This window comes from Neisseria sp. CP9 (genome assembly GCF_047758525.1).
Taxonomy (GTDB): Bacteria; Pseudomonadota; Gammaproteobacteria; order Burkholderiales; family Neisseriaceae; genus Neisseria.
Window position 1 is genome coordinate 1504298 of record NZ_CP180502.1, and the last position, 25770, is coordinate 1530067.

Annotated in this window: 19 protein-coding genes, 2 rRNA genes and 1 pseudogene; 15 read left to right on the top strand and 7 right to left on the bottom strand. The window is 51.2% G+C overall.

All coding sequences use genetic code 11. The annotated features are described in order from the left end of the window. Positions 1-280 precede the first annotated feature (280 nt). Positions 281-3172: ribosomal RNA gene (locus tag ACMYUL_RS07260) — 23S ribosomal RNA — on the top strand. Between the two features lie 93 nt (positions 3173-3265). Further along, positions 3266-3379, top strand: a 5S ribosomal RNA gene (gene rrf, locus ACMYUL_RS07265). 385 nt (positions 3380-3764) lie between these two features. On the opposite strand, the pseudogene ACMYUL_RS07270 reads toward rrf, so the two are convergent. Continuing rightward, positions 3765-4770 (bottom strand): annotated as a pseudogene (locus ACMYUL_RS07270) (IS5 family transposase). Between the two features lie 180 nt (positions 4771-4950). Between ACMYUL_RS07270 and ACMYUL_RS07275 the strand changes: the two are divergent. Continuing rightward, positions 4951-5241 (top strand): ComEA family DNA-binding protein, encoded by a 291-nt coding sequence (locus ACMYUL_RS07275; protein ID WP_415769662.1) that lies wholly within the window; start codon positions 4951-4953, stop codon positions 5239-5241. Between the two features lie 347 nt (positions 5242-5588). Here the strand turns inward: ACMYUL_RS07275 and hslO are convergent, their stop codons facing one another. Next, positions 5589-6494 (bottom strand): Hsp33 family molecular chaperone HslO, encoded by a 906-nt coding sequence (gene hslO, locus ACMYUL_RS07280; protein ID WP_415769664.1) that lies wholly within the window; start codon positions 6492-6494, stop codon positions 5589-5591. Between the two features lie 113 nt (positions 6495-6607). Between hslO and recC the strand changes: the two genes are divergently transcribed. Both recC and ACMYUL_RS07290 read left to right on the top strand, forming a co-directional pair. Further along, the gene (recC, locus tag ACMYUL_RS07285) at positions 6608-9814 is read left to right on the top strand and encodes an exodeoxyribonuclease V subunit gamma (protein WP_415772909.1); all 3207 of its coding nucleotides are present in this window, start codon (positions 6608-6610) and stop codon (positions 9812-9814) included. Between the two features lie 48 nt (positions 9815-9862). Then, positions 9863-10228: a hypothetical protein gene (locus tag ACMYUL_RS07290; RefSeq protein WP_415769666.1), complete on the top strand. Its 366-nt coding sequence runs from the start codon at positions 9863-9865 to the stop codon at positions 10226-10228. 82 nt (positions 10229-10310) lie between these two features. Here the strand turns inward: ACMYUL_RS07290 and pdxA are convergent, their stop codons facing one another. Both pdxA and ACMYUL_RS07300 read right to left on the bottom strand, forming a co-directional pair. Further along, a complete protein-coding gene (gene pdxA, locus ACMYUL_RS07295) occupies positions 10311-11309 on the bottom strand; it encodes a 4-hydroxythreonine-4-phosphate dehydrogenase PdxA (RefSeq protein WP_415769668.1) in 999 nt (332 codons plus the stop codon). A gap of 97 nt (positions 11310-11406) precedes the next feature. Continuing rightward, positions 11407-13188 (bottom strand): molecular chaperone DnaJ, encoded by a 1782-nt coding sequence (locus ACMYUL_RS07300; protein WP_415769670.1) that lies wholly within the window; start codon positions 13186-13188, stop codon positions 11407-11409. A gap of 356 nt (positions 13189-13544) precedes the next feature. On the opposite strand from ACMYUL_RS07300, the gene ACMYUL_RS07305 reads away from it, so the two are divergent. Continuing rightward, positions 13545-13676 (top strand): hypothetical protein, encoded by a 132-nt coding sequence (locus ACMYUL_RS07305; RefSeq protein WP_415769672.1) that lies wholly within the window; start codon positions 13545-13547, stop codon positions 13674-13676. A 17-nt stretch (positions 13677-13693) separates the two neighbouring features. Here ACMYUL_RS07305 and ACMYUL_RS07310 read toward each other — a convergent pair whose 3' ends face one another. Continuing rightward, positions 13694-13987: a response regulator FrzS gene (locus ACMYUL_RS07310; RefSeq protein WP_415769674.1), complete on the bottom strand. Its 294-nt coding sequence runs from the start codon at positions 13985-13987 to the stop codon at positions 13694-13696. A gap of 230 nt (positions 13988-14217) precedes the next feature. Between ACMYUL_RS07310 and ACMYUL_RS07315 the strand changes: the two genes are divergently transcribed. The 5 genes from ACMYUL_RS07315 (at position 14218) to ACMYUL_RS07335 (ending at position 20823) form a co-directional block, all read left to right on the top strand. Beyond that, positions 14218-14988, top strand: coding sequence for a ParA family protein (locus tag ACMYUL_RS07315; protein WP_003741993.1), 771 nt, complete (start codon positions 14218-14220; stop codon positions 14986-14988). A 632-nt stretch (positions 14989-15620) separates the two neighbouring features. Next, a complete protein-coding gene (locus ACMYUL_RS07320; protein WP_415769676.1) occupies positions 15621-16583 on the top strand; it encodes a transferrin-binding protein-like solute binding protein in 963 nt (320 codons plus the stop codon). Positions 16584-16693: 110 nt separating this feature from the next. Continuing rightward, on the top strand, positions 16694-18100 hold the full coding sequence (locus tag ACMYUL_RS07325; RefSeq protein ID WP_415769678.1) for a surface lipoprotein assembly modifier: 1407 nt from the start codon (positions 16694-16696) through the stop codon (positions 18098-18100). Positions 18101-18439: 339 nt separating this feature from the next. Further along, a complete protein-coding gene (gene gltS, locus ACMYUL_RS07330; RefSeq protein WP_415769680.1) occupies positions 18440-19690 on the top strand; it encodes a sodium/glutamate symporter in 1251 nt (416 codons plus the stop codon). A 116-nt stretch (positions 19691-19806) separates the two neighbouring features. Then, positions 19807-20823, top strand: a complete 1017-nt coding sequence (locus ACMYUL_RS07335; protein WP_415769682.1) for a lysozyme inhibitor LprI family protein — start codon at positions 19807-19809, stop codon at positions 20821-20823. Here ACMYUL_RS07335 and ACMYUL_RS07340 read toward each other — a convergent pair. Then, entirely contained in the window at positions 20808-20951 is a 144-nt protein-coding gene (locus tag ACMYUL_RS07340) for a hypothetical protein (protein WP_415769684.1), read from the bottom strand. The genes ACMYUL_RS07335 and ACMYUL_RS07340 overlap by 16 nt on opposite strands. 54 nt (positions 20952-21005) lie before the next feature. Here ACMYUL_RS07340 and ACMYUL_RS07345 point away from each other — a divergent pair. Together ACMYUL_RS07345 and ACMYUL_RS07350 are read left to right on the top strand one after the other, a co-directional pair. Beyond that, a protein-coding gene (locus ACMYUL_RS07345; RefSeq protein WP_415769686.1) for an IS630 family transposase occupies positions 21006-21853 on the top strand; the annotation gives its coding sequence in 2 pieces (ribosomal slippage) (positions 21006-21321 and positions 21321-21853; 849 coding nt in all). Between the two features lie 146 nt (positions 21854-21999). Next, positions 22000-22656, top strand: coding sequence for a hypothetical protein (locus tag ACMYUL_RS07350; RefSeq protein WP_049222699.1), 657 nt, complete (start codon positions 22000-22002; stop codon positions 22654-22656). A gap of 420 nt (positions 22657-23076) precedes the next feature. On the opposite strand, the gene fba is transcribed toward ACMYUL_RS07350, so the two are convergent. Beyond that, entirely contained in the window at positions 23077-24141 is a 1065-nt protein-coding gene (gene fba / locus ACMYUL_RS07355; protein ID WP_003761919.1) for a class II fructose-bisphosphate aldolase, read from the bottom strand. 211 nt (positions 24142-24352) lie between these two features. Between fba and ACMYUL_RS07360 the strand changes: the two genes are divergently transcribed. Further along, positions 24353-24781 carry an acyl-CoA thioesterase gene (locus ACMYUL_RS07360; protein WP_070682638.1) on the top strand — a complete coding sequence of 143 codons (429 nt, stop codon included), beginning with the start codon at positions 24353-24355 and terminating at the stop codon, positions 24779-24781. Positions 24782-24783: 2 nt separating this feature from the next. Next, on the top strand, positions 24784-25683 hold the full coding sequence (gene xerC / locus ACMYUL_RS07365; protein ID WP_415772911.1) for a tyrosine recombinase XerC: 900 nt from the start codon (positions 24784-24786) through the stop codon (positions 25681-25683). Positions 25684-25770: the final 87 nt, after the last annotated feature.

Consider the following 25770-nt stretch of genomic DNA (forward strand, 5'->3'; position numbering starts at 1 on the left):
ACGCATCGATCTTTAACAAATTGGAAAGCCGAAATCAACAAACAAAGACAATGTATCTGTTTTTGATGATTGACCGATTGCAAACGGTCAGTTGTCTCCTGGATAGGAAAAGAAAAACAGGTACAGTATTTGGGTGATGATTGTATCGACTTAATCCCGAAAGACAAAAGGCGGGATTAAGACACAACAAGCAGTAAGCTTTATCAGAGTAGGAAATTCAAGTTTGATGTTCTCGTCAACGGAATGTCAGGCAAAGTCAGAGAAGTTCTTGAAATGATAGAGTCAAGTGAATAAGTGCATCAGGTGGATGCCTTGGCGATGATAGGCGACGAAGGACGTGTAAGCCTGCGAAAAGCGTGGGGGAGCTGGCAATAAAGCTATGATCCCGCGATGTCCGAATGGGGAAACCCACTGCATTCTGTGCAGTATCCTAAGTTGAATACATAGACTTAGAGAAGCGAACCCGGAGAACTGAACCATCTAAGTACCCGGAGGAAAAGAAATCAACCGAGATTCCGCAAGTAGTGGCGAGCGAACGCGGAGGAGCCTGTACGTAATAACTGTCGAGATAGAAGAACAAGCTGGGAAGCTTGACCATAGTGGGTGATAGTCCCGTATTCGAAATCTCAATGGTGGTACTAAGCGTACGAAAAGTAGGGCGGGACACGTGAAATCCTGTCTGAATATGGGGGGACCATCCTCCAAGGCTAAATACTCATCATCGACCGATAGTGAACCAGTACCGTGAGGGAAAGGCGAAAAGAACCCCGGGAGGGGAGTGAAATAGAACCTGAAACCTGATGCATACAAACAGTGGGAGCACCCTTGTGGTGTGACTGCGTACCTTTTGTATAATGGGTCAACGACTTACATTCAGTAGCGAGCTTAACCGAATAGGGGAGGCGTAGGGAAACCGAGTCTTAATAGGGCGAACAGTTGCTGGGTGTAGACCCGAAACCGAGTGATCTATCCATGGCCAGGTTGAAGGTGCCGTAACAGGTACTGGAGGACCGAACCCACGCATGTTGCAAAATGCGGGGATGAGCTGTGGATAGGGGTGAAAGGCTAAACAAACTCGGAGATAGCTGGTTCTCCCCGAAAACTATTTAGGTAGTGCCTCGAGCAAGACACTGATGGGGGTAAAGCACTGTTATGGCTAGGGGGTTATTGCAACTTACCAACCCATGGCAAACTAAGAATACCATCAAGTGGTTCCTCGGGAGACAGACAGCGGGTGCTAACGTCCGTTGTCAAGAGGGAAACAACCCAGACCGCCAGCTAAGGTCCCCAATGATAGATTAAGTGGTAAACGAAGTGGGAAGGCCCAGACAGCCAGGATGTTGGCTTAGAAGCAGCCATCATTTAAAGAAAGCGTAATAGCTCACTGGTCGAGTCGTCCTGCGCGGAAGATGTAACGGGGCTCAAATCTATAACCGAAGCTGCGGATGCCAGTTTACTGGTATGGTAGGGGAGCGTTCTGTAGGCCGATGAAGGTGCATTGTAAAGTGTGCTGGAGGTATCAGAAGTGCGAATGTTGACATGAGTAGCGATAAAGCGGGTGAAAAGCCCGCTCGCCGAAAGCCCAAGGTTTCCTACGCAACGTTCATCGGCGTAGGGTGAGTCGGCCCCTAAGGCGAGGCAGAAATGCGTAGTCGATGGGAAACAGGTTAATATTCCTGTACTTGATTCAAATGCGATGTGGGGACGGAGAAGGTTAGGTTAGCAAGCTGTTGGAATAGCTTGTTTAAGCCGGTAGGTGGAAGACTTAGGCAAATCCGGGTCTTCTTAACACCGAGAAGTGACGACGAGTGTCTACGGACATGAAGTAACCGATACCACGCTTCCAGGAAAAGCCACTAAGCTTCAGTTTGAATCGAACCGTACCGCAAACCGACACAGGTGGGCAGGATGAGAATTCTAAGGCGCTTGAGAGAACTCGGGAGAAGGAACTCGGCAAATTGATACCGTAACTTCGGGAGAAGGTATGCCCTCTAAGGTTAAGGACTTGCTCCGTAAGCCTCGGAGGGTCGCAGAGAATAGGTGGCTGCGACTGTTTATTAAAAACACAGCACTCTGCTAACACGAAAGTGGACGTATAGGGTGTGACGCCTGCCCGGTGCTGGAAGGTTAATTGAAGATGTGAGAGCATCGGATCGAAGCCCCAGTAAACGGCGGCCGTAACTATAACGGTCCTAAGGTAGCGAAATTCCTTGTCGGGTAAGTTCCGACCCGCACGAATGGCGTAACGATGGCCACACTGTCTCCTCCCGAGACTCAGCGAAGTTGAAGTGGTTGTGAAGATGCAATCTACCCGCTGCTAGACGGAAAGACCCCGTGAACCTTTACTGTAGCTTTGCATTGGACTTTGAAGTCACTTGTGTAGGATAGGTGGGAGGCTTTGAAGCAGAGACGCCAGTCTCTGTGGAGCCGTCCTTGAAATACCACCCTGGTGTCTTTGAGGTTCTAACCCAGACCCGTAATCCGGGTCGGGGACCGTGCATGGTAGGCAGTTTGACTGGGGCGGTCTCCTCCCAAAGAGTAACGGAGGAGTTCGAAGGTTACCTAGGTCCGGTCGGAAATCGGACTGATAGTGCAATGGCAAAAGGTAGCTTAACTGCGAGACCGACAAGTCGAGCAGGTGCGAAAGCAGGACATAGTGATCCGGTGGTTCTGTATGGAAGGGCCATCGCTCAACGGATAAAAGGTACTCCGGGGATAACAGGCTGATTCCGCCCAAGAGTTCATATCGACGGCGGAGTTTGGCACCTCGATGTCGGCTCATCACATCCTGGGGCTGTAGTCGGTCCCAAGGGTATGGCTGTTCGCCATTTAAAGTGGTACGTGAGCTGGGTTTAAAACGTCGTGAGACAGTTTGGTCCCTATCTGCAGTGGGCGTTGGAAGTTTGACGGGGGCTGCTCCTAGTACGAGAGGACCGGAGTGGACGAACCTCTGGTGTACCGGTTGTAACGCCAGTTGCATAGCCGGGTAGCTAAGTTCGGAAGAGATAAGCGCTGAAAGCATCTAAGCGCGAAACTCGCCTGAAGATGAGACTTCCCTTGCGGTTTAACCGCACTAAAGAGTCGTTCGAGACCAGGACGTTGATAGGTGGGGTGTGGAAGCGCGGTAACGCGTGAAGCTAACCCATACTAATTGCTCGTGAGGCTTGACTCTATCATTTGAAGAACTTCAAATAAAAAGCTTACTGACTGATTCAGTCATCACCGAATATATTGATTAAGGCTTTACCGATTTGTACAGTTTAAGTTTGGCGGCCATAGCGAGTTGGTCCCACGCCTTCCCATCCCGAACAGGACCGTGAAACGACTCAGCGCCGATGATAGTGTGGTTCTTCCATGCGAAAGTAGGTCACTGCCAAACACCTATTCTAAGCCCCCGACAGATGTCGGGGGCTTTTACTTTTACCTCATATTTTATTCATACCTTTACTTGAAACTCGTCATTGCTGTTTCTTGCCTTCTTGCTATGGCTTACTTGCTCACGAGTGGAGATAGGCGGGTGCGACGATGGCGCAGCGGGTAAATGTGACGGATTGGGAGGGTGCGGGTAGAATAGGGATGTTGCAGAATCAATACATAAGGAGATAGTAAACCAAGAAGAGACCTTTGCAAAATTCCTTTTCCCCCGACAGCCGAAACCCAAACACAGGTTTTCGTCTATTTCCGCTCCTAATTACTCCTGATTTTACCCAAATACCCCCTTAATCCTCCCCGGATACCCGATAATCAGGCATCCGGGCCGCCTTTTAGGCGGCAACAGGCACACTTAGCCTGTTAGCCGCTTTCAACAGGTTCAAACACATCGCCTTCAGATGGCTTTGCGCACTCACTTTGAGCAGACCAAAATAGGCTGCCCGGGCATAGCGGAATTTACGGTGCAGCGTACCAAAGCTTTGTTCGACCACATAACGGGTCTTCGACAAATATTCGGTTGCGCTTCGTTTGATTTTCCGTCAGCGGACGGTTGCGGTGGGCTTTGCGCAATGCCGTCTAACAACCGATGCTCTTTCAGATGTTGCCGGTTTTCCTTGCTGTCGTAGCCTTTGTCGGCATAGACGGTCGTACCTTCGGCAATGCCCTCCAACAAAGGCGACAGGTGGTTGCACTCATGGGTATTGGCTGGGGTGATGTGCAGTTTCTCGATATAGCCTTCCTCATCGGTACGGGTATGTTGTTTGTAACCGAGTCTGTATAAGCCGTTTTTCTTTGTCCAGCGGGCATCTTTATCTTTACTTGGTGTGGTTTGACCGCTGACTTGTCCTTCTTCATCGACTTCTATGGCCTGACGCTGTTTGCTGCCGGCGGTCTGAATAATGGCGGCGTCAATGACGGCGGCGGATGCTTTCTCTACTTTTAGGTTTTTTTCGGCCAGTTGTCGGTTAATCAGTTCCGGCAATTCGGACAGGGTGTCGTCTTGCGCCGCCAGTTGCGGTAGCGGCATAAGGTGCTGTAATCGGGGATGCTCAATTCGTCAAAACGGCAAAACAGGTTGAAATCGATGCGGGTGATGAGGCTGTGTTCGAGTTCGGGATCGGAGAGGCTGTGCCATTGTCCGAGCAGGACGGCTTTGAACATGGACAACAGGGGATAGGCGGGACGGCCGCGGTGGTCTCTAAGGTAACGGGTTCTTTGACGATTCAGGTACTGTTCGATCGGTTGCCAATCAATCACCTGATCCAACTTCAATAGTGGGAAGCGGTCGATGTGTTTGGCAATCATGGCTTGGGCGGTTTGCTGGAAGAAGGTGCTCATGAGAAATCCCCTAAATGTCTTGGTGGAAATTTAGGGGATTTTGGGGAATTTTGCAAAGGTCTCAAGAAATCTTCAGGTATCGTTTGAATGGAAACGGTAAGACGGATATGATAGCCAACTATTTTACGGTGCCGCACACATAGGCGCCATCCGCATTCACAAACTATGGAGTACCTTCTTATGAAAAAATTCCTCTTTGCCGCCCTCTCCCTGCTGACCGCTTCGCTGTCGCTGGCCGCCGTCAACATCAATACCGCTTCCCCGTCCGAGTTGGAAGCCCTGCCCGGTATCGGCCCTGCCAAAGCCAAAGCCATTGTGGACTACCGTCAGCAACATGGTGCCTTCAAATCGGTCGAGGAGTTGAAAAACGTCAAAGGTATCGGTGAGGGCATCTTCTCCAAACTGAAGGCGGAGGCAACCGTCGCCCCGGCCGCTAAAAACAAAGCCGACGTGCCTGCCGCTAAAAAATAAACCTGAACACCCTCCCAAACGGGAATGTGCGCAACAGACCGCGTGATATAGTGGATTAAAATTGCAATGATACGGCGTTGCCAACGCCCTTATGTACTACCCGTACAAGGCGGGCGTTGACGCCTTGTCTCATTTTTATTTTAATCCACTATAAAAGGCCGTCCGAAACCCTCGGGGATTCGGGCGGCCTTCGTGTCGGGCAGGTATGACGTCGTGACTGTTCTTGTTTCATTCACCGTCAGAACGGGATAGACGGAGGCATACGGATGGATTGGGGAGGAAGAATAGGTCGTCTGAAAAGGTAGCGGGCTGCAATACTGTCTTAGTATGCGCTGTGAGAACGCTTGTTATTGGATACGGCTGCCTTGCTCGCGCGCAATGCCGACTACGTCCCCACCAAATAGCGCGTTCACGTCCGTTTCGTCAAATACGTATTTGGTGTGGCAAAAGTCGCAATCGATTTGGATACTGCCTTGTTCTGCAACAATACCGCCAACTTCTTCTCTGCCTAACATAAGCAGCATATCGCTGACTTTGCCGTGCGAGCAGGTACAGGCAAATTCGATGCTTTCGGGATCGAAAACCCGCGGAGGGGTTTCATGGTAGAGACGATAGAGAACGTGTTGTGCGTCTAGAGTAGTTAGTTCTTCAGGTGTCAGCGTTTGGGTCAGTGTGCTGATGAGCTCCCATGATACGGTGTCCAGTTCTTCTTCGGGCAGACGTTGTACCAGCAATCCTCCGCTGACATGATCTGAAGCACTGAGGACGATGTGAGTGTCGAGTTGCTCGGAACGTTTTATATAGTTCATGAGCATTTGGGCGATATTGTCGCCTTCAAGCGGGACAACGCCTTGCCAAGGTTCGGCATCTTTGGGTTGATGTGTGAGTACGAAAACGCTGTTGCTGCCCAAAAGGTCGGTCAGGCTTTCGTCATCACGGATATCGGCGGTTTCATCCCAGCGGGCGGTAGCGCGAACGGTGTTGTCGGAAGTGGCTTCGACCACAAGCATTTTCAGACGACCTTGTCCTTGTACCTGGACAATGAGCGTACCTTCGTTTTTAATGTTGCTGGAGAGAAGCGCACCTGCAGCGAGAAGTTCGCCTAAAGCTCGGCGGATGGCGGCAGGGTAGTGTTTTTGTCCGACAATGTGTTCCCACACGTTTTCAAGGCGGACGTGCAGCCCGCGTACAGGCATATCGTCAAAGATGAAACGCGTGCGGATATCGGCGTGTTTGATGTCGGTTTGCGGCATAAATTCCTCTGTTTTTCTGAATGATGGGTTGACGGCTATATGGTTGCGCTTGCAGAGAAATCAAGGGACTTTATAATCTGTCCTGCCTTCTTAACATTTTGCTCTTAATCGCCATGTTCTACCTCTACCAATCCAACCGCCTCGAATCGCTAGCTGCCCTGTTTGCCGGGATCCAAAGGGTCAGGCCGCTTGAGTCTGCTTTTGCGGCGGAACAGATTGTGGTGCAGAGTCAGGGGATGAGGCGTTATTTGAGTGTGTATCTGGCGCGCGAACTGGGGGTAGCGGCGAATTTGCAATTCAGCCTGCCGGCGGGTTTGACGTGGCAGTTGATGCAGAAGCTGATTCCCGATATTCCCGCGCTCAGTCCGTTTTCGCCGGAGGTAATGCGCTGGCGGCTTTTGGATTTGTTCCGCAGCGAGCGTTTTCAGACGACCTCTGAATTTGAAAACGTCCGCTCTGTCTTGCAAAGCTATTTGGGCAGCGGCGAGTCGGCGGATTATCAGTTGGCGGGGCAGTTGGCGGATATTTTCGACCAGTATCTAGTGTACCGACCGCAGTGGATTGATGCCTGGCAGGAAGGCAAATTTCTGGGGCTGGGCGACGACGAGGTCTGGCAGGCGCAGCTTTGGCGGTATTTGGACGACGGCAACCAATCCGCGCCGCACCGTGTGGCGTTGTGGGAAAAGCTGCTGTCGTCTTTGGATAAGGCGCACCTGCCTGAGCGGTTTTTCGTGTTCGGCATTTCGACGATGGCGCCGATGTATTTGCAGCTTTTGCAGAAAATTTCAGAACATTGCGATGTGTTTGTGTTCGCGCTCAATCCGAGCGGCCAGTATTGGGGCAATGTGATTGAGGCGGCGCAGCTGTTGAAGGGCGACGACGATGCGGATTTGTCGCAGACGGGGCATCCGCTCTTGGCATCGTTGGGCAAGCAGGGGCGTGATTTTTTTGATTTTCTGACGGAAATCGGCTTGGAGGAGCAGCCTGTGTTTGAAGAGGTTTCAGACGACACGCTGCTGCACTGCCTGCAAAACGATATTCAAAACCTGCGGATGCCGTCTGAAAACAGCCGCACGGATTTGCTGGACGACGGTTCCGTCCGTATCGTCTCGGCACACAGCCCCTTGCGCGAATTGCAGATTTTGAAAGACAAGCTGTTGCGGATTCTGCACGAACATCCCGACTGGCAGCCGCACGATATTGCCGTTTTGACGCCGAACATCGAGCCGTACAGCCCGTTTATCGAAGCGGTGTTCGGGCAGGCACAGGGTGGGGCGCAGGCTTTGCCGTATTCGGTGTCGGACGTGAAACTCAGCCGCCGCCAGCCGCTGCTTTACGCGCTGGAGCAGACGCTGGATTTGCTGGAAAGCCGGTTTGAGGTCGATAAAGTGCTGCCGCTGTTGGAAAGCGGTTTGGTGCTGCGCCGTTTCGGGCTGACGGCGGACGATTTGCCACTGCTGCATGACACCGTTGCCGAATTGAACGTGCATTGGGGTTTGGACGGAACGATGCGCGGCGCGGCGGACAATCTGTTTACTTGGCAGCAGGCGTTGGAACGCATCGTGTTGGGTTGGATGCTGCCCGACGACGGCAGCCCGCTCTGGCAAAACGTCAGCGCGTGGCACGGCGATGTCAACCGTCTTGATGTGTTCGGCCGCTTTGCCGCCTTCATCCGCACGCTGTCCCGTCTTGCCGCCGAGTGGCGCAAACCCGCAGCGGCGGAGGAGTGGACGGAACGCTGCCGCGATTTGGTGCAGTCATTGTTCCTGCCCGACGCCGACGACCAATACGCCTTGCAGCAGTTTGAGCAGGCGTTGGCAAAATGGCAGGAAGAAACCGCGTTGGCAGGCTTTAACGGCACTTTGCCGCAACACACCGTCATCCGCCACATCCGCCACTTTTTGGGCAGCGAAAGCCAAGCGGGATTCCTGCGCGGCGGCATCACCTTTTGCAGCATGGTGCCGATGAGGAGCCTGCCGTTTAAAGTCATCTGCCTCTTGGGTCTGAACGACGGCGATTTCCCGCGTAACACCAAAGCCGCCGTGTTCGACCTGATTGCAAAACATCCGCAAAAAGGCGACCGCGCCCGCCGCGACGACGACCGCTACCTCTTCCTCGAAGCCATCATCAGCGCGCGCGACATCCTTTATCTCTCCTACGTCGGCCGCAGCATCCGCAACGACGACGAACTCGCCCCGTCCGCCCTCGTCAGCGAACTCATCGACACCATTGCCGCCATGACCGGACGGCGCAGCAAAGAGCTGGCGGCACACTGGGTCGAGCAACATCCCCTGCAACCGTTCTCACACCGCTATTTCATCGCAGACAAAATTTCAGACGACCTCTTCAGCACGCGACAAGACTACACCGAAGCCCTCAACCGCCCGCGCGAACAGGCGCGTCCGTTTTTCAGTGAAGCCCTCGAAGAAAACAGCCCCGAACCGACCGTTTGGCAGGACGACTTTATCCGCTTCTGGAAAAATCCCGTCAAAGCATGGCTGCAACAAACCTTGGGCTGGCGCGAACCCTACCGCGACGAAGCATGGGAATCCGCCGAACCCTTCGAGCCGCAACGCGCCGACAAAATTGCCGCCGCCTACCTCGACGCCCGCCGCCACAACCAAGACTTTCAAGAAACCGCCGTCCGCCTCGACGCCGAAAGCCTGTTGCCCGCCGGTGAACTGGGTAAATTGTGGCAACAGAATTTCCAAGCCGCCGCCAAACGTATAGACGGCGCATTGCTGCAAAGCCCCAAACTGCCGCCTTTCGCTTACGAAATTCCGTTCGACGGGCAAACCCTGCAAGGCAGCCTCGGCAACCTTTACCAATGCGGCCAAGTGTTCTACCTCGACCGAAAACCCAACGCCCCGCAGCGCATCGCCCTCCTGCTCGAACATTTAATCTTTTGCGCGGTAGGGCTGTCCGAAACCGAAACTCGCCAAACCCATATCGTTCAGCCTGAAGAAACGACGTTTTATCCCGCAATCCCTAGCAGCCAAGCGCAACAAATGCTGCAAAAATGGCTGACGTTCTTCAACCTCGGACAAACGCGCCCGCTGCCTTTCTTCGCCAAAACCAGCCTCGCCGCCGCCGAAGCCTACGGCAAAAAACAGAACTGGGAAGATGCCCTGAACAAAGCCAATGAAAGCTATCACGGCAACAAAGTCAGCAAAGGGCAAAAAGACTATACCGAAGTCGCCCTAGTGTTCGGCAACGAAGACACCGAGCCGGTGGAAGGAGCGTTGTTCCAAAGATTGGTGGAAGAGCTGTTGATACCGCTGTTGGACGCGGTCAAGGAGGAATCGTCCGATGCGGCATAGAAGCCGCAAATCGGAAGAGGTCGTCTGAAAACGCAAACGGAGCAAATCATGTTGAAACATTTCATTGCGATTGCTGTCGCCGTTTTATTGAGTCAAACGGCGTACAGCCAAACCAAACCGAGACCAGCCATGTACACCGACTACACTGCCATTGTTGAAGACAAATGCGCCATCGCGGCGGACGGCGGCAGCATGATGCTGACCGTGCGCAATGCGGCTGGTAAGGAAACGGTTTTCTTTATCAACCGTGGCTTTGATGTCAAAAATACGCCTAAGTACAACCAAGTCCGTGATGATAAAGGACGTAAACGGAGCGACAGCGAGAAACAGCAGTTGTTTGCACATCTGAAGACTTTAAAAACAAGGTGTCGCAACAAGGACTGCGCCGAGTTTGTGGATTTGTTCGTCAGGTAAGCCGCATATCGTTTCGGATGGTATTTCTTGTTTTCAGACGACCTTTGGCTTCAAGAACTTATGTGATAAACGAAATCCGGTTTCAGGAATGCGGGTCGATATGGCGCGCCATTTCCAACGCAGTGGCAACGGCGGTCATGAGGCTGCCTGAGTCTGCTTTGCCCGTTCCGGCAAGGTCGAGGGCGGTGCCGTGATCGACCGAAGTGCGGATAAAGGGCAGCCCGAGCGTGACGTTGACGCCTTGTCCGAAGCCTGCGTATTTGAGCGTGGGCAATCCTTGGTCGTGATACATCGCTAAAACGGCATCGGCATCTTTGAGCAAGAAGGGCTGGAACACCGTGTCGGCGGGATAGGGGCCGCGTGCGTCTATGCCTTCGCTTTGCAGCTGCTTGAGCGCGGGGATGATGATGTCGATTTCCTCATTGCCGAGATGACCGTTTTCGCCTGCGTGCGGATTCAGTCCGGTAACCAGAATACGGGGGCTGTCGATGCCGAATTTGTCGCGCAGTTCGGCGTGAAGGATGCGGGTTACGGATTTGACCAGCGGGCGGGTAATGGCGGCGGCGATGTCTTTGAGCGGAAGGTGGGTAGTGACGAGCGCAACCCGCAATCCGCCGCCTGCGAGCATCATGACGACTTGTTCGGTTTGGCTTTTTTCGGCGAGGTATTCGGTGTGGCCGCTGAAGAAATGATCGCTGGCGTGTCCGTCGTTGATGACGCCTTTGTGCAGCGGCGCAGTAACCATGCCGTCGAAGAGGTCGTCTGAAATGCCTTGATAGGCAGTGTCTAGCAGTTTGAGGACGTAGGCGGCATTGGCAGGATTGAGTTTGCCCGCTTGGCAGGGCGCATCTAAAGGAATGTGCAACACTTCCAATATGCCGCGTTCGGGCTTGCCGCCCTGCGGGTCGAAATCTTGCAGGGTGATGGTTTTGCCTAATTGCTCGGCACGGCGTTGCAGCAGATATTTGTCGCACAATACGACACAACGGCACGGCAAATCGGCAAACGCCAAATCCAAGCAGATATCGGGGCCGATGCCGGCAGGTTCGCCCGAAGTGACGGCTAAAACAGGTAAAGTCATGCGGATTCCTTATTGGATGAATCGGTTGCAGAGAAATGAAATAAGCGTTGTATGGTATGCTTGAGGTCGTCTGAAAAGTTTTCAGACGACCTTTTGCTTATGCCCGCATCAGGCTGCGGTAGGCATTTTGTTTCAAAACGAGCATCAGCCAGCCGAGGACAAAGGCAATCGGGTAAAACCACAGCATCCGATTTCCGCCAAGCGGCAGGATAAGCGTCAGCATACATGCCAGTACGCCGAAACCCAAAGGCGTCCAAATATCATTCCGTTCGGTATAGTCGGCACACCGCTGCGGCAGCGTCAGCATCCAAACCAGAGCGGAGGCGAATGAAGCGGCTGCCCTGACAGGAAAGGATGCGTTGGGCGAACAAGGTGCCAGCTGGAATTGTGCCTGTTTTTTTGACAGATGGGGATGGAACGACCGTAGATACAGATTGGCGCTGAACCACAACAATATCATCAAAGCCGTCAGGATAAGCAATACCGAGTTGCCCGCCGTTTGCTCCAAGTGTTTGTTTAGCACATTGATTATCGGAAACATGGACATCAAGGACAGATTGACCGTCAGACCGCCGACAATACTCCGTTCGCTTTTGATGTAGGAGAAAAAGGTACACCATGAATATATCCATGCGAGTACGGTCAGCAGGAAGAACATTACCGAACCGGTCGGGGTCAGGCACACGGCGGTCATCACGACAGGCAATACGAAAGCGCGCACAATCGCCGCTTTTTTAAACACAAAAGTCGCCGTGAAGAGTTTGTATAGAGACGGCAGCCATGTGAAAAACATGCTTCGGAAGGCATTGACCAAGAAACACAAGAGCGCCAGTGTGAGGGTGGAGACGAGGGCCAACGAATAATACGTCTCGATATAGGCGGATAAAGCGTCATCGGCTGCCGCTGTAAACATGGCGACGAATATCGCCACAATCGGCAGCACAATCCGCATCTGCCGCCATGATTGCGCTTTCTGTAAAACAGACGTCAGTTTCGTCTTGCACCTCATCAGCGCCGTGCGTACGGATGGCGATATTTCTTCCTGTAAAGCCGTGTTCAGGAAAAACGCATTCACCGTTGCCCGCATATCGCGCCCTTGCTCGGTCAGGCGGTTCAAACTATGTAAGAGCGGGAATTTGCCATTGGCGTTGTCAGATAAAACTTCTGCCGCATTGATGTAGTCATAAACCCACTCCAGCTCGTCCGTGCTCATACGGTGGAGAACTTCGCGGCTCTCGTGCCAGCGGAAATAAGACGCCCATTGCGCCCATACGATGATATTTGAAATATACCGATCGCGCAGAAAATCCAAAAAATCCCAAGCAATATATTCCGATTCGCCCAAAGGCAGCCGGTCCAATAAAGCGCGGATGTCGTGCCAGGAGCGTTCCAACGCTTCACTTTTCCCTTCATCGTGAATGCGTCCGATTTCCGCCAAAATATAGTCTGAATCTACGCCATCGTATCCATTGTATGAATAAGCCTCGGCAGTTGCGCCGCTATATCCGTAGGGGTCGTCTGAAACATCAGTTTCTTCAATATAGTCGGTTTCTGCGTCTTTCCATGTATCGTGCGGATAGGCTTGGGTCGATTCATATTCTGCCGCTGCCCCGTCAACATATTCAGTCTGTGCTTCATCAGGGTCGTCTGAAACATCCGCCTCATCGTTATCGGCATGATCCCAAGACCAATCGTCTGCGTCCTCTTCCTCATCGATGTAGGGCGCACGCGCCAAAGCTTCATCAAACGCCTCGCGCAGCCGCTGATATCCCTCTGCGTCATCGTCCGGACGCGTCGATTTCAACAGCTTCGCATAAGCACGCCTGATGGCACGTTCGTCACAGGTAGGCGCAATTTGCAGAATTTCCCAGCAATCCATAGATTTCCTTGTTGTGGTATGAACAGCGACAAGTCATAAAGTATACAGCCTGGTTTGGTTCAAATTCAAAGGAAACGATACCGATATCGGCAGAACACAACGCCACTTGCCTTCAAAATATAGTGGATTAACTTTAAACCGGTACGGCGTTGCCTCGCCTTAGCTCAAAGAGAACGATTCTCTAAGGTGCTGAAGCACCAATTGAATCGGTTCCGTACTATCTGTACTGTCTGCGGCTTCGTCGCCTTGTCCTGATTTAGTTAATCCACTATACCGTTAAAAAGGTCGTCTGAAACCCGATTCCGTTTCAGACGACCTTGTTATTCAAATCCCGTTATTCGTATTTTTCGCAACGGATGGCAGAGTCTTCGCAGAACATCGCCGAAGTTTCCGCATCGCAGGCAGTGCGGACGGCGCGGCGCGCCTCCCATTCGTTTTTCCCCGAAGCCTCAAACAACTTCTGGAACGGCTTGACGCTGCACACATAAACCCGATTCGGGTTGTACTATTTTGACTTGGCAAGGCGTTTTTCCAATTTACTGATACGGGCTTCCAAAGCCGCTATCCGCTCATCCTCTCCCATGCCGGAACGCGCCTCCTGTGCGGCAATCAAAGCCTCAATACGCGCCAGATCCGCAGCTAACCGCGCCAGTTCCGTTCCCATCTCAACCTGTGCTGATTCCAACCGAGCCTGTTCGGCAGTCAAAGCCGAAATCTGCCCATCCCGTTCGGTAACCGAAGCCGCATTGGCAGCAGGCAAAACAGCGGCAAGCATCAGGGCAAAGAAAGATTTTTTCATGGTATATCTCTACGACAGTTAAAAAAACGGCATATTGTATAGAAAACCCATATTGAATCAGCCGGCATTACCTTGCTTTGTCTGGATTTAAAGAAAATTTACCGAAACGCAGACAGAAATGCGACAAAGATGCCTCCCCTCACTGAAGCTCCTTTTCAGACGACCTTATACCCATTTCAAGCAAAAAACGTTAAAATTCCGCCATTCACCTATCCGACAGCAGCAAAAACATGAGCGCACAAATCCTCGCCGTCGCCAACCAAAAAGGCGGCGTCGGCAAAACCACCACCACCGTCAACCTCGCGGCATCGCTCGCCTCCAAAGGCAAACGCGTCCTCGTCATCGACCTCGACCCGCAAGGCAACGCCACCACAGGCAGCGGCATAGACAAAGCCCGCCTCGAAGAAGGCGTGTACCAAGTCGTATTGGGCGATACCGACATCAAAACCGCTGTCGTCCGCAGCGGAGACGGCAGCTACGACGTACTCGGCGCAAACCGCGCGCTTGCCGGCGCCGAAATCGAGCTGGTGCAAGAAATCGCCCGCGAAATCCGCCTCAAAAACGCCCTGCAAACCGTCGAAAACGACTACGACTTCGTCCTTATCGACTGCCCCCCTTCGCTGACCCTGCTCACGCTCAACGGGCTCGTCGCCGCCAACGGCGTCATCGTCCCCATGTTGTGCGAATACTATGCCCTCGAAGGCATCTCCGACCTCATCGCCACCGTGCGCAAAATCCGTCAGGCAATCAACCCGCGCCTCGACATCACCGGCATTGTCCGCACCCTCTACGACAGCCGCAGCCGCCTCGTCGTCGAAGTCAGCGAACAGCTTTTCCAACATTTCGGCAACCTGATGTTCCAAACCGTCATCCCTCGCAACGTCCGCCTCGCCGAAGCCCCCAGCCACGGCATGCCCGCACTCGCCTACGACGCCAACGCCAAAGGCACCAAAGCCTACCTCGCCTTGGCGGAAGAATTGTTGGAGCGTACTAAAGGTTGATTGAGCCTGAAAGATAAAGTCTGAAAGATAAAAAGGTCGTCTGAAAACTTGATTTTCAAGTTTTCAGACGACCTTTTTGTATTGAAGGGTCTCTTTTAGCAGACAGTAAGCAATGAGTCAAAAGGCAGTAGGTAGCCATTGCGATGTAAGCGAGGATATAAGCAGTTAGATAGTGAGGTTGCCACAAAATTTCCTCGTTTATCAGTTTCGTATGATCTCATCACACCGTCGGTCTTGAAATTATAAAAATTTCTTTAGTTATATTTTATTGGTTGTCAAGTTTCTCATTTCGGAGAAAAGGGGTAGGTTTTTAATTGTTTTATTTGTAGGTTTTAATAAATTTGTTAAATGGATCGTGATTAATTTTACCTTTTTTGAAAATGTAATGGCTGATTGTTCAAAAAAATGTATCTTAAGTGCGACAGTGAAAAAATAATTTAAAAATACAATGGTATGCAAGGTATTGATTTTTATGCGTTAGTGATAAAAAATCATTGTGTAGTCAACAGAATAGTAAAATATCCTAGATTTGTTTATTTGTCTGGTTATTTATTTGTTGTAAAATTTTTTCGACTATAAAAGTCATTAATTTACATTAATTATTAAATCTTCAAGGTTAAGGATACAAATTTATGAATAAAACTATGAAAACAACAGCATTGGTTTGTGCTGCTTTATTCGCGGTAACGGCGTGCAGCAGTGGCGGTGGCAGTGGCCCACAAGCTAATCCCTCAACCTCTACGCCTGCCAAACCCGCTACACCGGCAGCACCTTCCAAACCAGCAACACCTGCTACACCGGCAGCACCTTCCAAACCAGCAACACCTGCTACACCGGCAGCACCTTCCAAACCAGCAACACCTGCTACACCGGCAGCGCCTTCTAAACCAGCAACACCCGCTACACCGGCAACACCTTCTAAACCAACCACTCCTGCCAAACCTGCTACTCCAAGCGCGTCTGTTAGTGGCAATGCAATGGTAAGTAAAAACTTTTCTCATAATACAGCCAAATATACTGCGCCCAGTGGCAATATGAATACCAGCGTAACGGTTGACGGTCGTACCATTGATCTGTCCAAAGCCAATGAAGCATTTCGCTTCAAGGAAGAGATAGCTGCAGCTGAAGGCAATATATCTACCCGACAAACTCTTTTGAGCGGTCGTAAATACAGTCATGTCCGATTTGGTGGGCAAGGCATGGGTGTTGTCGATGCGAATTATCGACCAACGCATTACCATGATACTTTCGCAATCGGTAACATTACGCCGTTGAATGGAGCAGATGCAATGCCAACATCAGGTAAGGCAACCTATATCGGTGATGCCGTGGTGGGCACAGCAGGAGTTTTGCTTTCCTCAGAATCTAAATTTAATGTGGATTTTGGGGCGAAGACCATCAAAGGTTATATTGACACTGCGTACGAAATTCCTCTGTCAGGTAAGATCGTCGGTGCGTCTTTCAGTGGTGACCAAGACGGTGTTACGATGAAGGGCAATTTCTTTGGACCTAAGGCTGCAGAATTGGGTGGCGTGTTCAGTGCCGAGCATCGCAACAGTTCTTACCAAGGTGCATTTGGCGCGAAAAAACAATAATTAGCCGTTTCTAACCGTCCGGCAGACAGCCGGACGGTTTGTTTTATTAGAGGTCGTCTGAAAAAAGACTCTTTTTATTTTTCAGATGATTCGAATCAAGAGGGAACATCATGCGTTATCCGACTTTGGCTTTAGTTTTATATGCGGTGGCTTGCTATGCCGCGGCCGCTCCCTCCCCACGAGATGAAATTCTGCCTGATCTCAACCGCAATCAAATCCGTCAGGCCGAGAGTCAGAGAGTAGAAGATACTGAAGAGTCTGAACAGAAACAGGTTTCGATGTCATCCGAAGATCTGCTTCAATATCCCGAAATGCTGACTGATGCAATGGATACTGCTTTGGAACGACAAAACATCGATAATGTCCGTTTCTTATTGCCACTCTACCGCCGTCTGGAAGGGTACGACGAAACCATGGCATCCTATGCCGATGCAATCCTCTATCGTGCGGATGGCGATTACAAGGCGGCAGAACAGAGTTTCCACAACATCATCAAAGAACATCCCGATTACGCTCCTGTACGCCTGCAGCTGGCACTGACCCTCTCGCAGGACGGCAAAGCGCGTGAAGCGGCAAAAGAGTTGCAGGAAGTCCGCAATACCCCCGATCTGCCTGAATCGATGAAAGAGTATTTAAGTCAGTTTGACAAATACTTAAAAAAAGACAGGGCTTGGAACTTTGATGGCAATCTTTCCTATGTTCGAGAAAGCAATGTATCCAATGCACCAAAGGAAAGAACTTACGGTGGTCTCGAATTTGAACCTCCACGCAAGGCACATGGTGTGATTTATGATGTGTCCGCACAGAAAAATACCCCGATTAAAGGGCATTGGGTTTGGAAAAAGAACCTTTCCGCTGGCGGTAAGTTTTATTGGGATGCGCACGCTTACGACGATTTAACTATCCGTGCTGAAACGGGTGCAGGATGGCGCAATCATGAGCAAGAAATTTCGTTGTCGCCGTTTTATGAAAAACGTTGGTATGGTACCGAACCGTATTCCGATACTGCGGGCGGCGTCCTGCGCTATTCGCATATGTTGTCACCCAAATGGCAGGTGTTCGGCGCATGGCAATCTGGTTATCGTAAGTATAAAGAGCGGAAGTTCCTGAACGGGGTAAACCATGTTGCGTCAGTATCAGTGTTATACAGGCGGACTGGCGGGGAGTATTTTGTTCTGGGAGCGGGTAAAGGTTACAGTAGTGCTCGCGACCGTTCTGACGCTTATCAACATGAAAACCTGCGGGCCGGCTGGACAAAAGCATGGGGTAAAACAGGTAATTTTTCGACTTCGTTCAATGGTACAGTGCAATATCGCCGCTATCAGTCAGAAGACATTTTTAACATCAAACGGAGTGATAGAGAGACTTATGTCAATTTGGCGGTATCACATAAGAAGTTGTCTTGGAAAGGTTTCACTCCCCGCTTGAACTGGGCTTGGACGCATGTTCACAGCAACCATTTTTATTATCGTCAGAACCAACATCGCGTATTTTTTGATGTTTCCAAGCATTTTTAGAAGGGATGGTTGTAAAAAAGGTCGTCTGAAAACTTGATTTCCAAGTTTTCAGACGACCTTTTTAGTTATCAAGTCCATATTCTGATGAAAAGAATTGTCAACAATAATATCATTCAGATTAAAAATATTTAATTAATAAACAAAAGTAGTCTTGTGTAATGGCATGATGATTATAAATATTTTGATGATTTTAAAAATGCCATATGTAAAAAATTCGAAAACAAAAGGCTATTCTTTGACAATTTTTAACTCATACCCTAATATCCATTCGTTTGAATCTTATCGGGCAAATACTCGAAAAGAACAATAGAAAAACATTTTTTGAGAGGTAAAACAATTATGGAATGGGAATTTAACAGCTACTACACGTTGATTGCCGCCACATTGGTTTTGTTGATTGGTAAGTTTTTGGTCAAAAAAATCAAATTCCTGCGCGATTTCAGCATTCCCGAGCCTGTGGCAGGTGGCGTGGTTGTTGCGATTATCCTGTTTGCACTGCATCACGCTTACGGCGTGAGCTTCAAGTTTGAAAAACCGCTACAAGACGCATTCATGCTGATTTTCTTTGCATCCATCGGTTTGAGCGCGGACTTCTCCCGCCTGAAAGCAGGCGGTCTGCCGTTGGTGATTTTCACTGCTGTTGTCGGTGTGTTTATTGTCGTTCAAAACATTGTCGGTGTCGGCTTGGCATCGGTTTTGAACTTGGATCCGCTGTTGGGTTTGATGACCGGCTCGATTACCCTGACCGGCGGACACAGTACGGCTGGCGGCTGGGGGCCCGACTTTGAGAGCAAATTCGGCTTATCCGGAGCGACCGCATTGGGCATGGCTTCGGCTACCTTCGGATTGGTGTTCGGCGGTTTGATCGGCGGTCCGGTCGCACGTCTTCTGATTAATAGAATGGGTCGTAAGCCGGTCGAGCAGAATGCGCAAAAAAATGAACACAACGATTCAACCGACGATATCTTTGAACAGGCGAAGCGCACCCGCCTGATTACTGCGGAATCCGCTATTGAAACGCTTGCCATGTTTGCTGTATGTCTTGCGTTCGCGGAAATTGTAGACAGTTATGACAAGGAATATTTGAAGGAATATTTGCTTGACTTGCCGAAATTCGTATGGTGTCTGTTTGCCGGTGTCGTCATCCGTAACATTCTAACCTCCGCGTTCAAAGTCAATATGTTTGACCGTGCCATTGACGTATTCGGCAATGCTTCCCTGTCGCTCTTCCTTGCCATGGCGCTCTTGAACCTGAAACTGTGGGAACTGACCGACATTGCAGGCAAAGTCAGCATCATTCTTGCCGTACAAACCGTTGTGATGATTCTTTATGCGACTTTCGTTACCTACGTCTTTATGGGACGCGATTACGATGCGGCGGTTTTGTCGGCGGGGCATTGCGGTTTCGGTTTGGGCGCCACGCCGACCGCCGTTGCCAATATGCAGTCCATCACGCAAACCTTCGGTCCTTCGCACAAAGCTTTCTTGATTGTGCCTATGGTCGGCGCGTTCTTCGTGGACTTGATTAATGCGGCGATTCTTTCCGGCTTTGTCAATCTGATCCAACAGTTCAGACATATCCTTACTTAAGACCGTTTATCTGAAAAAGCACTTGCAACATTTACTTGTTGCAAGTGCTTTTGTTATGATGGTCGTCTGAACGACAAAACGATTCGGTTTTCGAGCCGTATCAAGGAGTATTATTTATGCACAAGAAACTGCTGGCTTTACCGCTTATCGCCCTGATGTTGGCGGCGTGCGGCAAAGAAGAACCCAAGCAGGCTTTGGAGTGTGGCAATCCTGCCGCCATTCAAAGTATCCGCAACCAAATCCAAGAAACCATCAAGCGCGAGGCGCGTTCCTTTGTCCGTGCCGACAGCCGCCAATTTGTCGATGCCGATAAAATCATCGCTGCCGGTTCTGAGCTGAATATCGTCTTGGACAATCCGCAAGAAATTACGGAAGACAACAAATCCTTGTGCAGCGCCGATTTGAAAATCCAAATCCCTGCCGAAGTATTGCGTACCGCCGATGCCAACAGTCTGCTGATTTACAGCAATACCGGCTTGACCGAAATGCTTCAGCAGAAAATCATGGGCAGCAACCTGAGCTTTGAGAACAACACGTTCTCAACCAGCGTCCGCTATACGCCCGATCCGAAAGTCGGTACGGTTTCTTTGGAAGACAATACCGTTACCATGACCGCGCAAACCCTGTCTTCCTTACTGTTGCCTTACGGCGTCAAAAGCATCGTGATGATAGACGGTAAGGCAGTCAGCAAAGAAGAGGCGATCAAAATCCTACAAAGCAAAGCCGCTGAAGAGCCGCCTGTCGCCAAAGCAGAAGATATTTTGGAAAACAACGCGGCGAGCCAAGCTTCGGGCGTACCGCCTGCTGCGGGCCTTGAAACCGAAATCCTGCGTCCTGACGGCGAAGAGAAGCAGGAGCAGCCTTCGTTCTCTCAAAGCGACTTAGATAATGCCCGTTCGCAAAACCATCAGGCAGAGGCGGAAATCAAAGGCGTATGGGACGGCATGGAGCGTACTGTCCAACAGGAAATGCTGGCAGAACAACGCGCTTGGATTCAAACCAAAAACCAAAACTGCCAACAGGCGGCAGCAAGGGCGGACAGTCCGGCGCAAAACGAATACCTCAAGCTCCAATGCGATACCCGCATGACGCGCGAGCGTACCCAATATCTGCGCGGCTATTCGATCAACTGACGCTGCAAAGCCGACGGCAGGCGGGTGTCGATACGCCTTCCGTCCTTTATCAAAAAGGTCGTCTGAAATGCTGTTTGGCGTTTCAGACGACCTTTGTATTGCGGTACAATCCACATTGCTCGTTGCATAATATAGTCAATTAAAAATAAAATAGTACAATACTCAACTTTTAAGGTCTAACCATGGCATACTCTGCGGACTTAAGAAACAAAGCTTTAAACTATTACGAACAATGCAAAAACATCAGCCAAACCGCAGCGACGTTTAACTTGTCAAGAAACACGCTTTACCTGTGGATTCGCCTTAAAAAACAAACAGGCAGCCTAAAACATCAAGTTACCGGTCTAAATGCCGTCAAATTGGATAGGCAAAAACTGGCTCAATATGTTGGGCAACACCCGGATGCCTATCTGCATGAAATCGCCAAACATTTTGATTGTACGCCAGCCGCCGTTTGCTATGCACTCAAACAGATGGGGATGACGCGCAAAAAAAGACCACCACTTACAAAGAACAAGACCCGGCCAAAGTAACGCATTATTTGACACAGCTGGCCGAATTTTCCGACTACCAACGTGTTTATTTGGATGAAACAGGATTTGACCGCTACCTGTTCCGTCCCTATGCCCGCAGCCCGAAAGGGCAAATAGTGAAAGCGCAGATAAGTGGAAAAAGATACCGACGCTTATCTCTGGTGTCCGCACAAGTCGGCAACCGGCTGATTGCTCCGATGGTTTATCAAAATACGATGACCGGAGTCTTTTTTGAAGCGTGGTTTCAGCAATGCCTACTGCCCGCATTGACTCAAAAATCGGTGATTATTTTAGATAATGCGCGATTTCACCGTATGGGTGTCTTACGGGAAATGGCGGAAAAATGGGGACATAAGGTATTGCCTCTTGCACCTTATTCACCTGAGCTCAACCCGATTGAGAAGGTGTGGGCGAATATTAAGCGGTATCTGCGAACCGTATTGTCTGATTACGCCCGATTTGACGATGCGTTACTGTCCTATTTTAATTTTAATTGACTATATAGTGGATTAACTTTAAATCAGGGCAAGGCGAGGCAACGCCGTACTGGTTTAAAGTTAATCCACTATAAAAGCATCAGATGAAGCACCGAGTTAATCGCATTCTCCCTCATTTTTCCCGTAAACCATAAGAAAGCACATTGATGAAAACCCTCGCATTCCTCCTGCTGACAAGCTTTTCCCTGCACGCTGCCGCACAAGATTATGTTCTGACGGAAGACCGTCTCAGCAGCGGCTCATTGACACTTAACGGCAAACAGGTTTCTGTCGATACAGTCAATCCAAACGGCCATGTCTGTAATTATGAAGGCACAATCAAAAACCGTACCAGCAAAAACCGTAATGGCTGCGTCGTACATTTCTCCTTTACCAACAACAGCGTGAAGCTGAACATTCCGGATTCAGCCCGCGAAGCCTGCCAAGAATACTGCGGACATAATGCATCTTTCGAGGCGACCTATGAAAAATTGCCTGCCGCCTGTTCCGCAAAAGGCGCGGCAGCAATGGAAAAACGTTTTCAGGCCGCCTATCAGGGAAAACGCTACCGCGATGCTGTCGCTATCAAACAACGTTATCTCAACGAATGCGACAAGTTCCTCGATCTGACCGAATGGATGCGGACGCTGAACGACTTGTCCGTCAGCTATAAAAATGCCGGAGACAAAGCGGCATGCCGCAAGGCGCTTGCCCCGATGGATGAATGGCTGGAGGGTTACCAGCCGAGCTACCTCTACGAAGACGCATACAAACGAGAAGCCGCTGCCGCACAATTTAATTTGAAGCAATGCAGCGACAAATAATCGCCGTCCGTCATCGAATCCCACGCTAGTCAGGGAATAGGAAAAGTTCGCCTCTTCGGCAAACAAGGTCGTCTGAAAACAAACGCCGCAGGTTGTGTTCAACCTGAAGCCGTTTTCAGACGACCTTTTGTCTGGTTTGGAAAGCCGGCGTATTATAGTGGATTAACTTTAAACCGGTACGGTGTTGCCTCGCCTTAGCTCAAAGAGAACGATTCTCTAAGGTGCTGAAGCACCAAGTGAATCGGTTCCGTACTATCTGTACTGTCTGCGGCTTCGTCGCCTTGTCCTGATTTAAATTTAATCCACTATAAATTTAAATCAGAGCGGGCAGTGCAGTGCCGTACGGGGTTGAACTTAACCCATACCCCCTTCAAACAAAACGGGCGGCTTGGATGGCCGCCCGTTTGATTGTCCCGTTGTTTATTTGATGATTTGGTTCAGCTCGCCTTTGGCGTAGCGGTTTGCCATTTTCTCAAGGGAAACGGGTTTGATTTTGCCTGCCTGACCTTCGCAACCGAATGCGAGGTAGCGGTCGAGACAGATTTGTTTCATGGCTTCGACGGTTTTGCTCAGGTATTTGCGTGGGTCGAATTCGGACGGGTTTTCTGCCATGAAGCGGCGGATGGCGCCGGTGGAGGCGAGGCGCAGGTCGGTGTCGATGTTGACTTTGCGCACGCCGTGTTTGATGCCTTCGACGATTTCTTCTACGGGTACGCCGTAGGTTTCGCCGATTTTGCCGCCGTATTCGTTGATGACTTTCAGCCATTCTTGCGGAACGGAGCTGGAGCCGTGCATGACGATGTGGGTGTTGGGCAGGGCTTGGTGGATTTCTTTGATGCGGTCGATGCGCAATACGTCGCCGGTGGGCGGACGGGTGAATTTGTATGCGCCGTGGCTGGTACCGACGGCGATGGCGAGCGCGTCCACGCCGGTGTCTTTGACGAAGCGCACGGCATCTTCGACGCTGGTCAGCATTTGGTCGTGGGAGAGTTTGCCTGCCGCGCCTACGCCGTCTTCTTCGCCGGCTTCGCCGGTTTCGAGGTTGCCCAATACGCCGATTTCGCCTTCGACGGACACGCCGCAGGCGTGGGAGAAGTTGACGACGGTACGGGTGGCGTTGACGTTGTATTCGTAGGTGGACGGGGTTTTACCGTCTTCGAGCAGCGAGCCGTCCATCATGACGGAGGAGAAGCCCAGTTGGATGGAGCGTTGGCACACGTCGGGCGATGCGCCGTGGTCTTGGTGCATGACGACAGGGATGTGCGGGAATTCTTCGACGGCCGCCAGAATCAGGTGGCGTAAAAACGGCGCGCCTGCATATTTGCGCGCGCCGGCGGATGCTTGAACGATAACGGGGGCGTTGACTTGGTCTGCGGCTTCCATGATGGCGCGCATTTGTTCGAGGTTGTTGACGTTGAATGCGGGCAGGCCGTAGCTGTTTTCGGCGGCATGGTCGAGCAGTTGGCGCATGGATACGAGTGCCATTTAAATCTCCTTGGTGAGGTAGCGGGATGGTGATGTGGGAAATTATAATGTTTTTCTTATTAAAAAACTACACAGGGCTACATCAGTTTTATATATTAATGAGATTTTGAGCGGCTGCGGCGGGCAAACGGTGCGGTCGGTATTTGTCTGACATGGTTTATAATAACGGTTTGTTTTCGGGGTCGTCTGAAACGGCGGCGGGAGGTGTGTGATGGGTAAGTTTGCAATAGCGGATATGGATGCGGTGTTGTTTCAGACGACCTTGCGCGTGCAGGTGGGCGATGTGAATTACGGCGGCCATCTGGCGAACGATGCCGTTTTGCGTTTGTGTCATGAGGTGCGGATGCGCTGGCTGGCGGGTTTGGGCTGGAGCGAAACGGACGCGGGCGGCGCGGGGCTGATTATGGCGGACGCGGCGGTGCAATATTTGGCACAAGGCTTTTACGGCGATGAATTGTCGGCGGAGATGGGCGTCGAGGATATCGGCAAGGGCGGGTTTGCGCTGCTGTTCCGCCTGACGCGCATCGCGGACGGCAAGGTGCTGGCGCGGGTGCGCACGGGCATGGTGTGTTTCGATTATGCGCGCCAAAAAGTGTGCCGATTGCCGGAGGCTTTGAAAACCGTGTTGGAGGTCGTCTGAAAATGTTGGCGCGCGATTTCGGACTGTCTTTGGACGGCTATTTGAAAATGTTGGGACAACAAGGCAAGTCGGCGCACACGCTGTCTGCCTACGGTCGCGATTTGACCGAACTCGTGCGGCTTTTGACGGAGGGGTCGTCTGAAACGGCGCAGGATTTGACGCGGCGCGATTTCGTGGCGGCGTTGAAACGGCTGTCGCAACAAGGCTTGAGCGAACGGACGCTGGCGCGCAAATTATCGGCGTGGCGGCAATATTGCGGCTGGCTCGTGCAGTCGGGCATGATGGACAACGACCCGACCTTCAACCTGAAAGCCCCGCGCCTGCCCGAACGCCTGCCCAAAGCCTTGCCGCAGGAAGAGTTGAACCATATGCTCGACAGCTCGCCCGACGACGACGGTTTGGCAGTGCGCGACCATGCCTTGTTTGAACTGATGTACGGCAGCGGTCTGCGCCTGAGCGAGATACACGGCTTGGATTTGGGCGATGTGTTGCTGGACGAAGGTTGGGTAAGCGTGACCGGTAAAGGCAGGAAAGAGCGGCAAGTCCCGCTATCGGGCAAAAGCGTCGAAGCCTTGTGCGCCTATTTGTCCGAACGCGTGGCGGCAAGCGGCGAAACCGCGCTCTTTACCGGCAAAAACGGCACGCGGCTCGGACAGCGGCAAATCCAAAAACGCCTTCAGGCATGGGCGGTGCAGCAGGGCAGCGGGCAACATATTTCCCCGCACATGATGCGCCACAGCTACGCCAGCCACCTTTTGCAATCCTCGCGCGACATCCGCGCCGTGCAAGAGCTGCTGGGGCACAGCAACCTCTCGACTACGCAGATTTACACCAAGCTGGATTTCGACCATCTGGCAAAGGTTTACGACGAGGGGCATCCGCGGGCGAAACGCAAGAAGTGAAGAGGGCGGCTTGAGCGGTTTCCATCTCTAAGGCTGTGCATAAACAAAGGTCGTCTGAAACTTGAAAATCAAGTTTCAGACGACCTT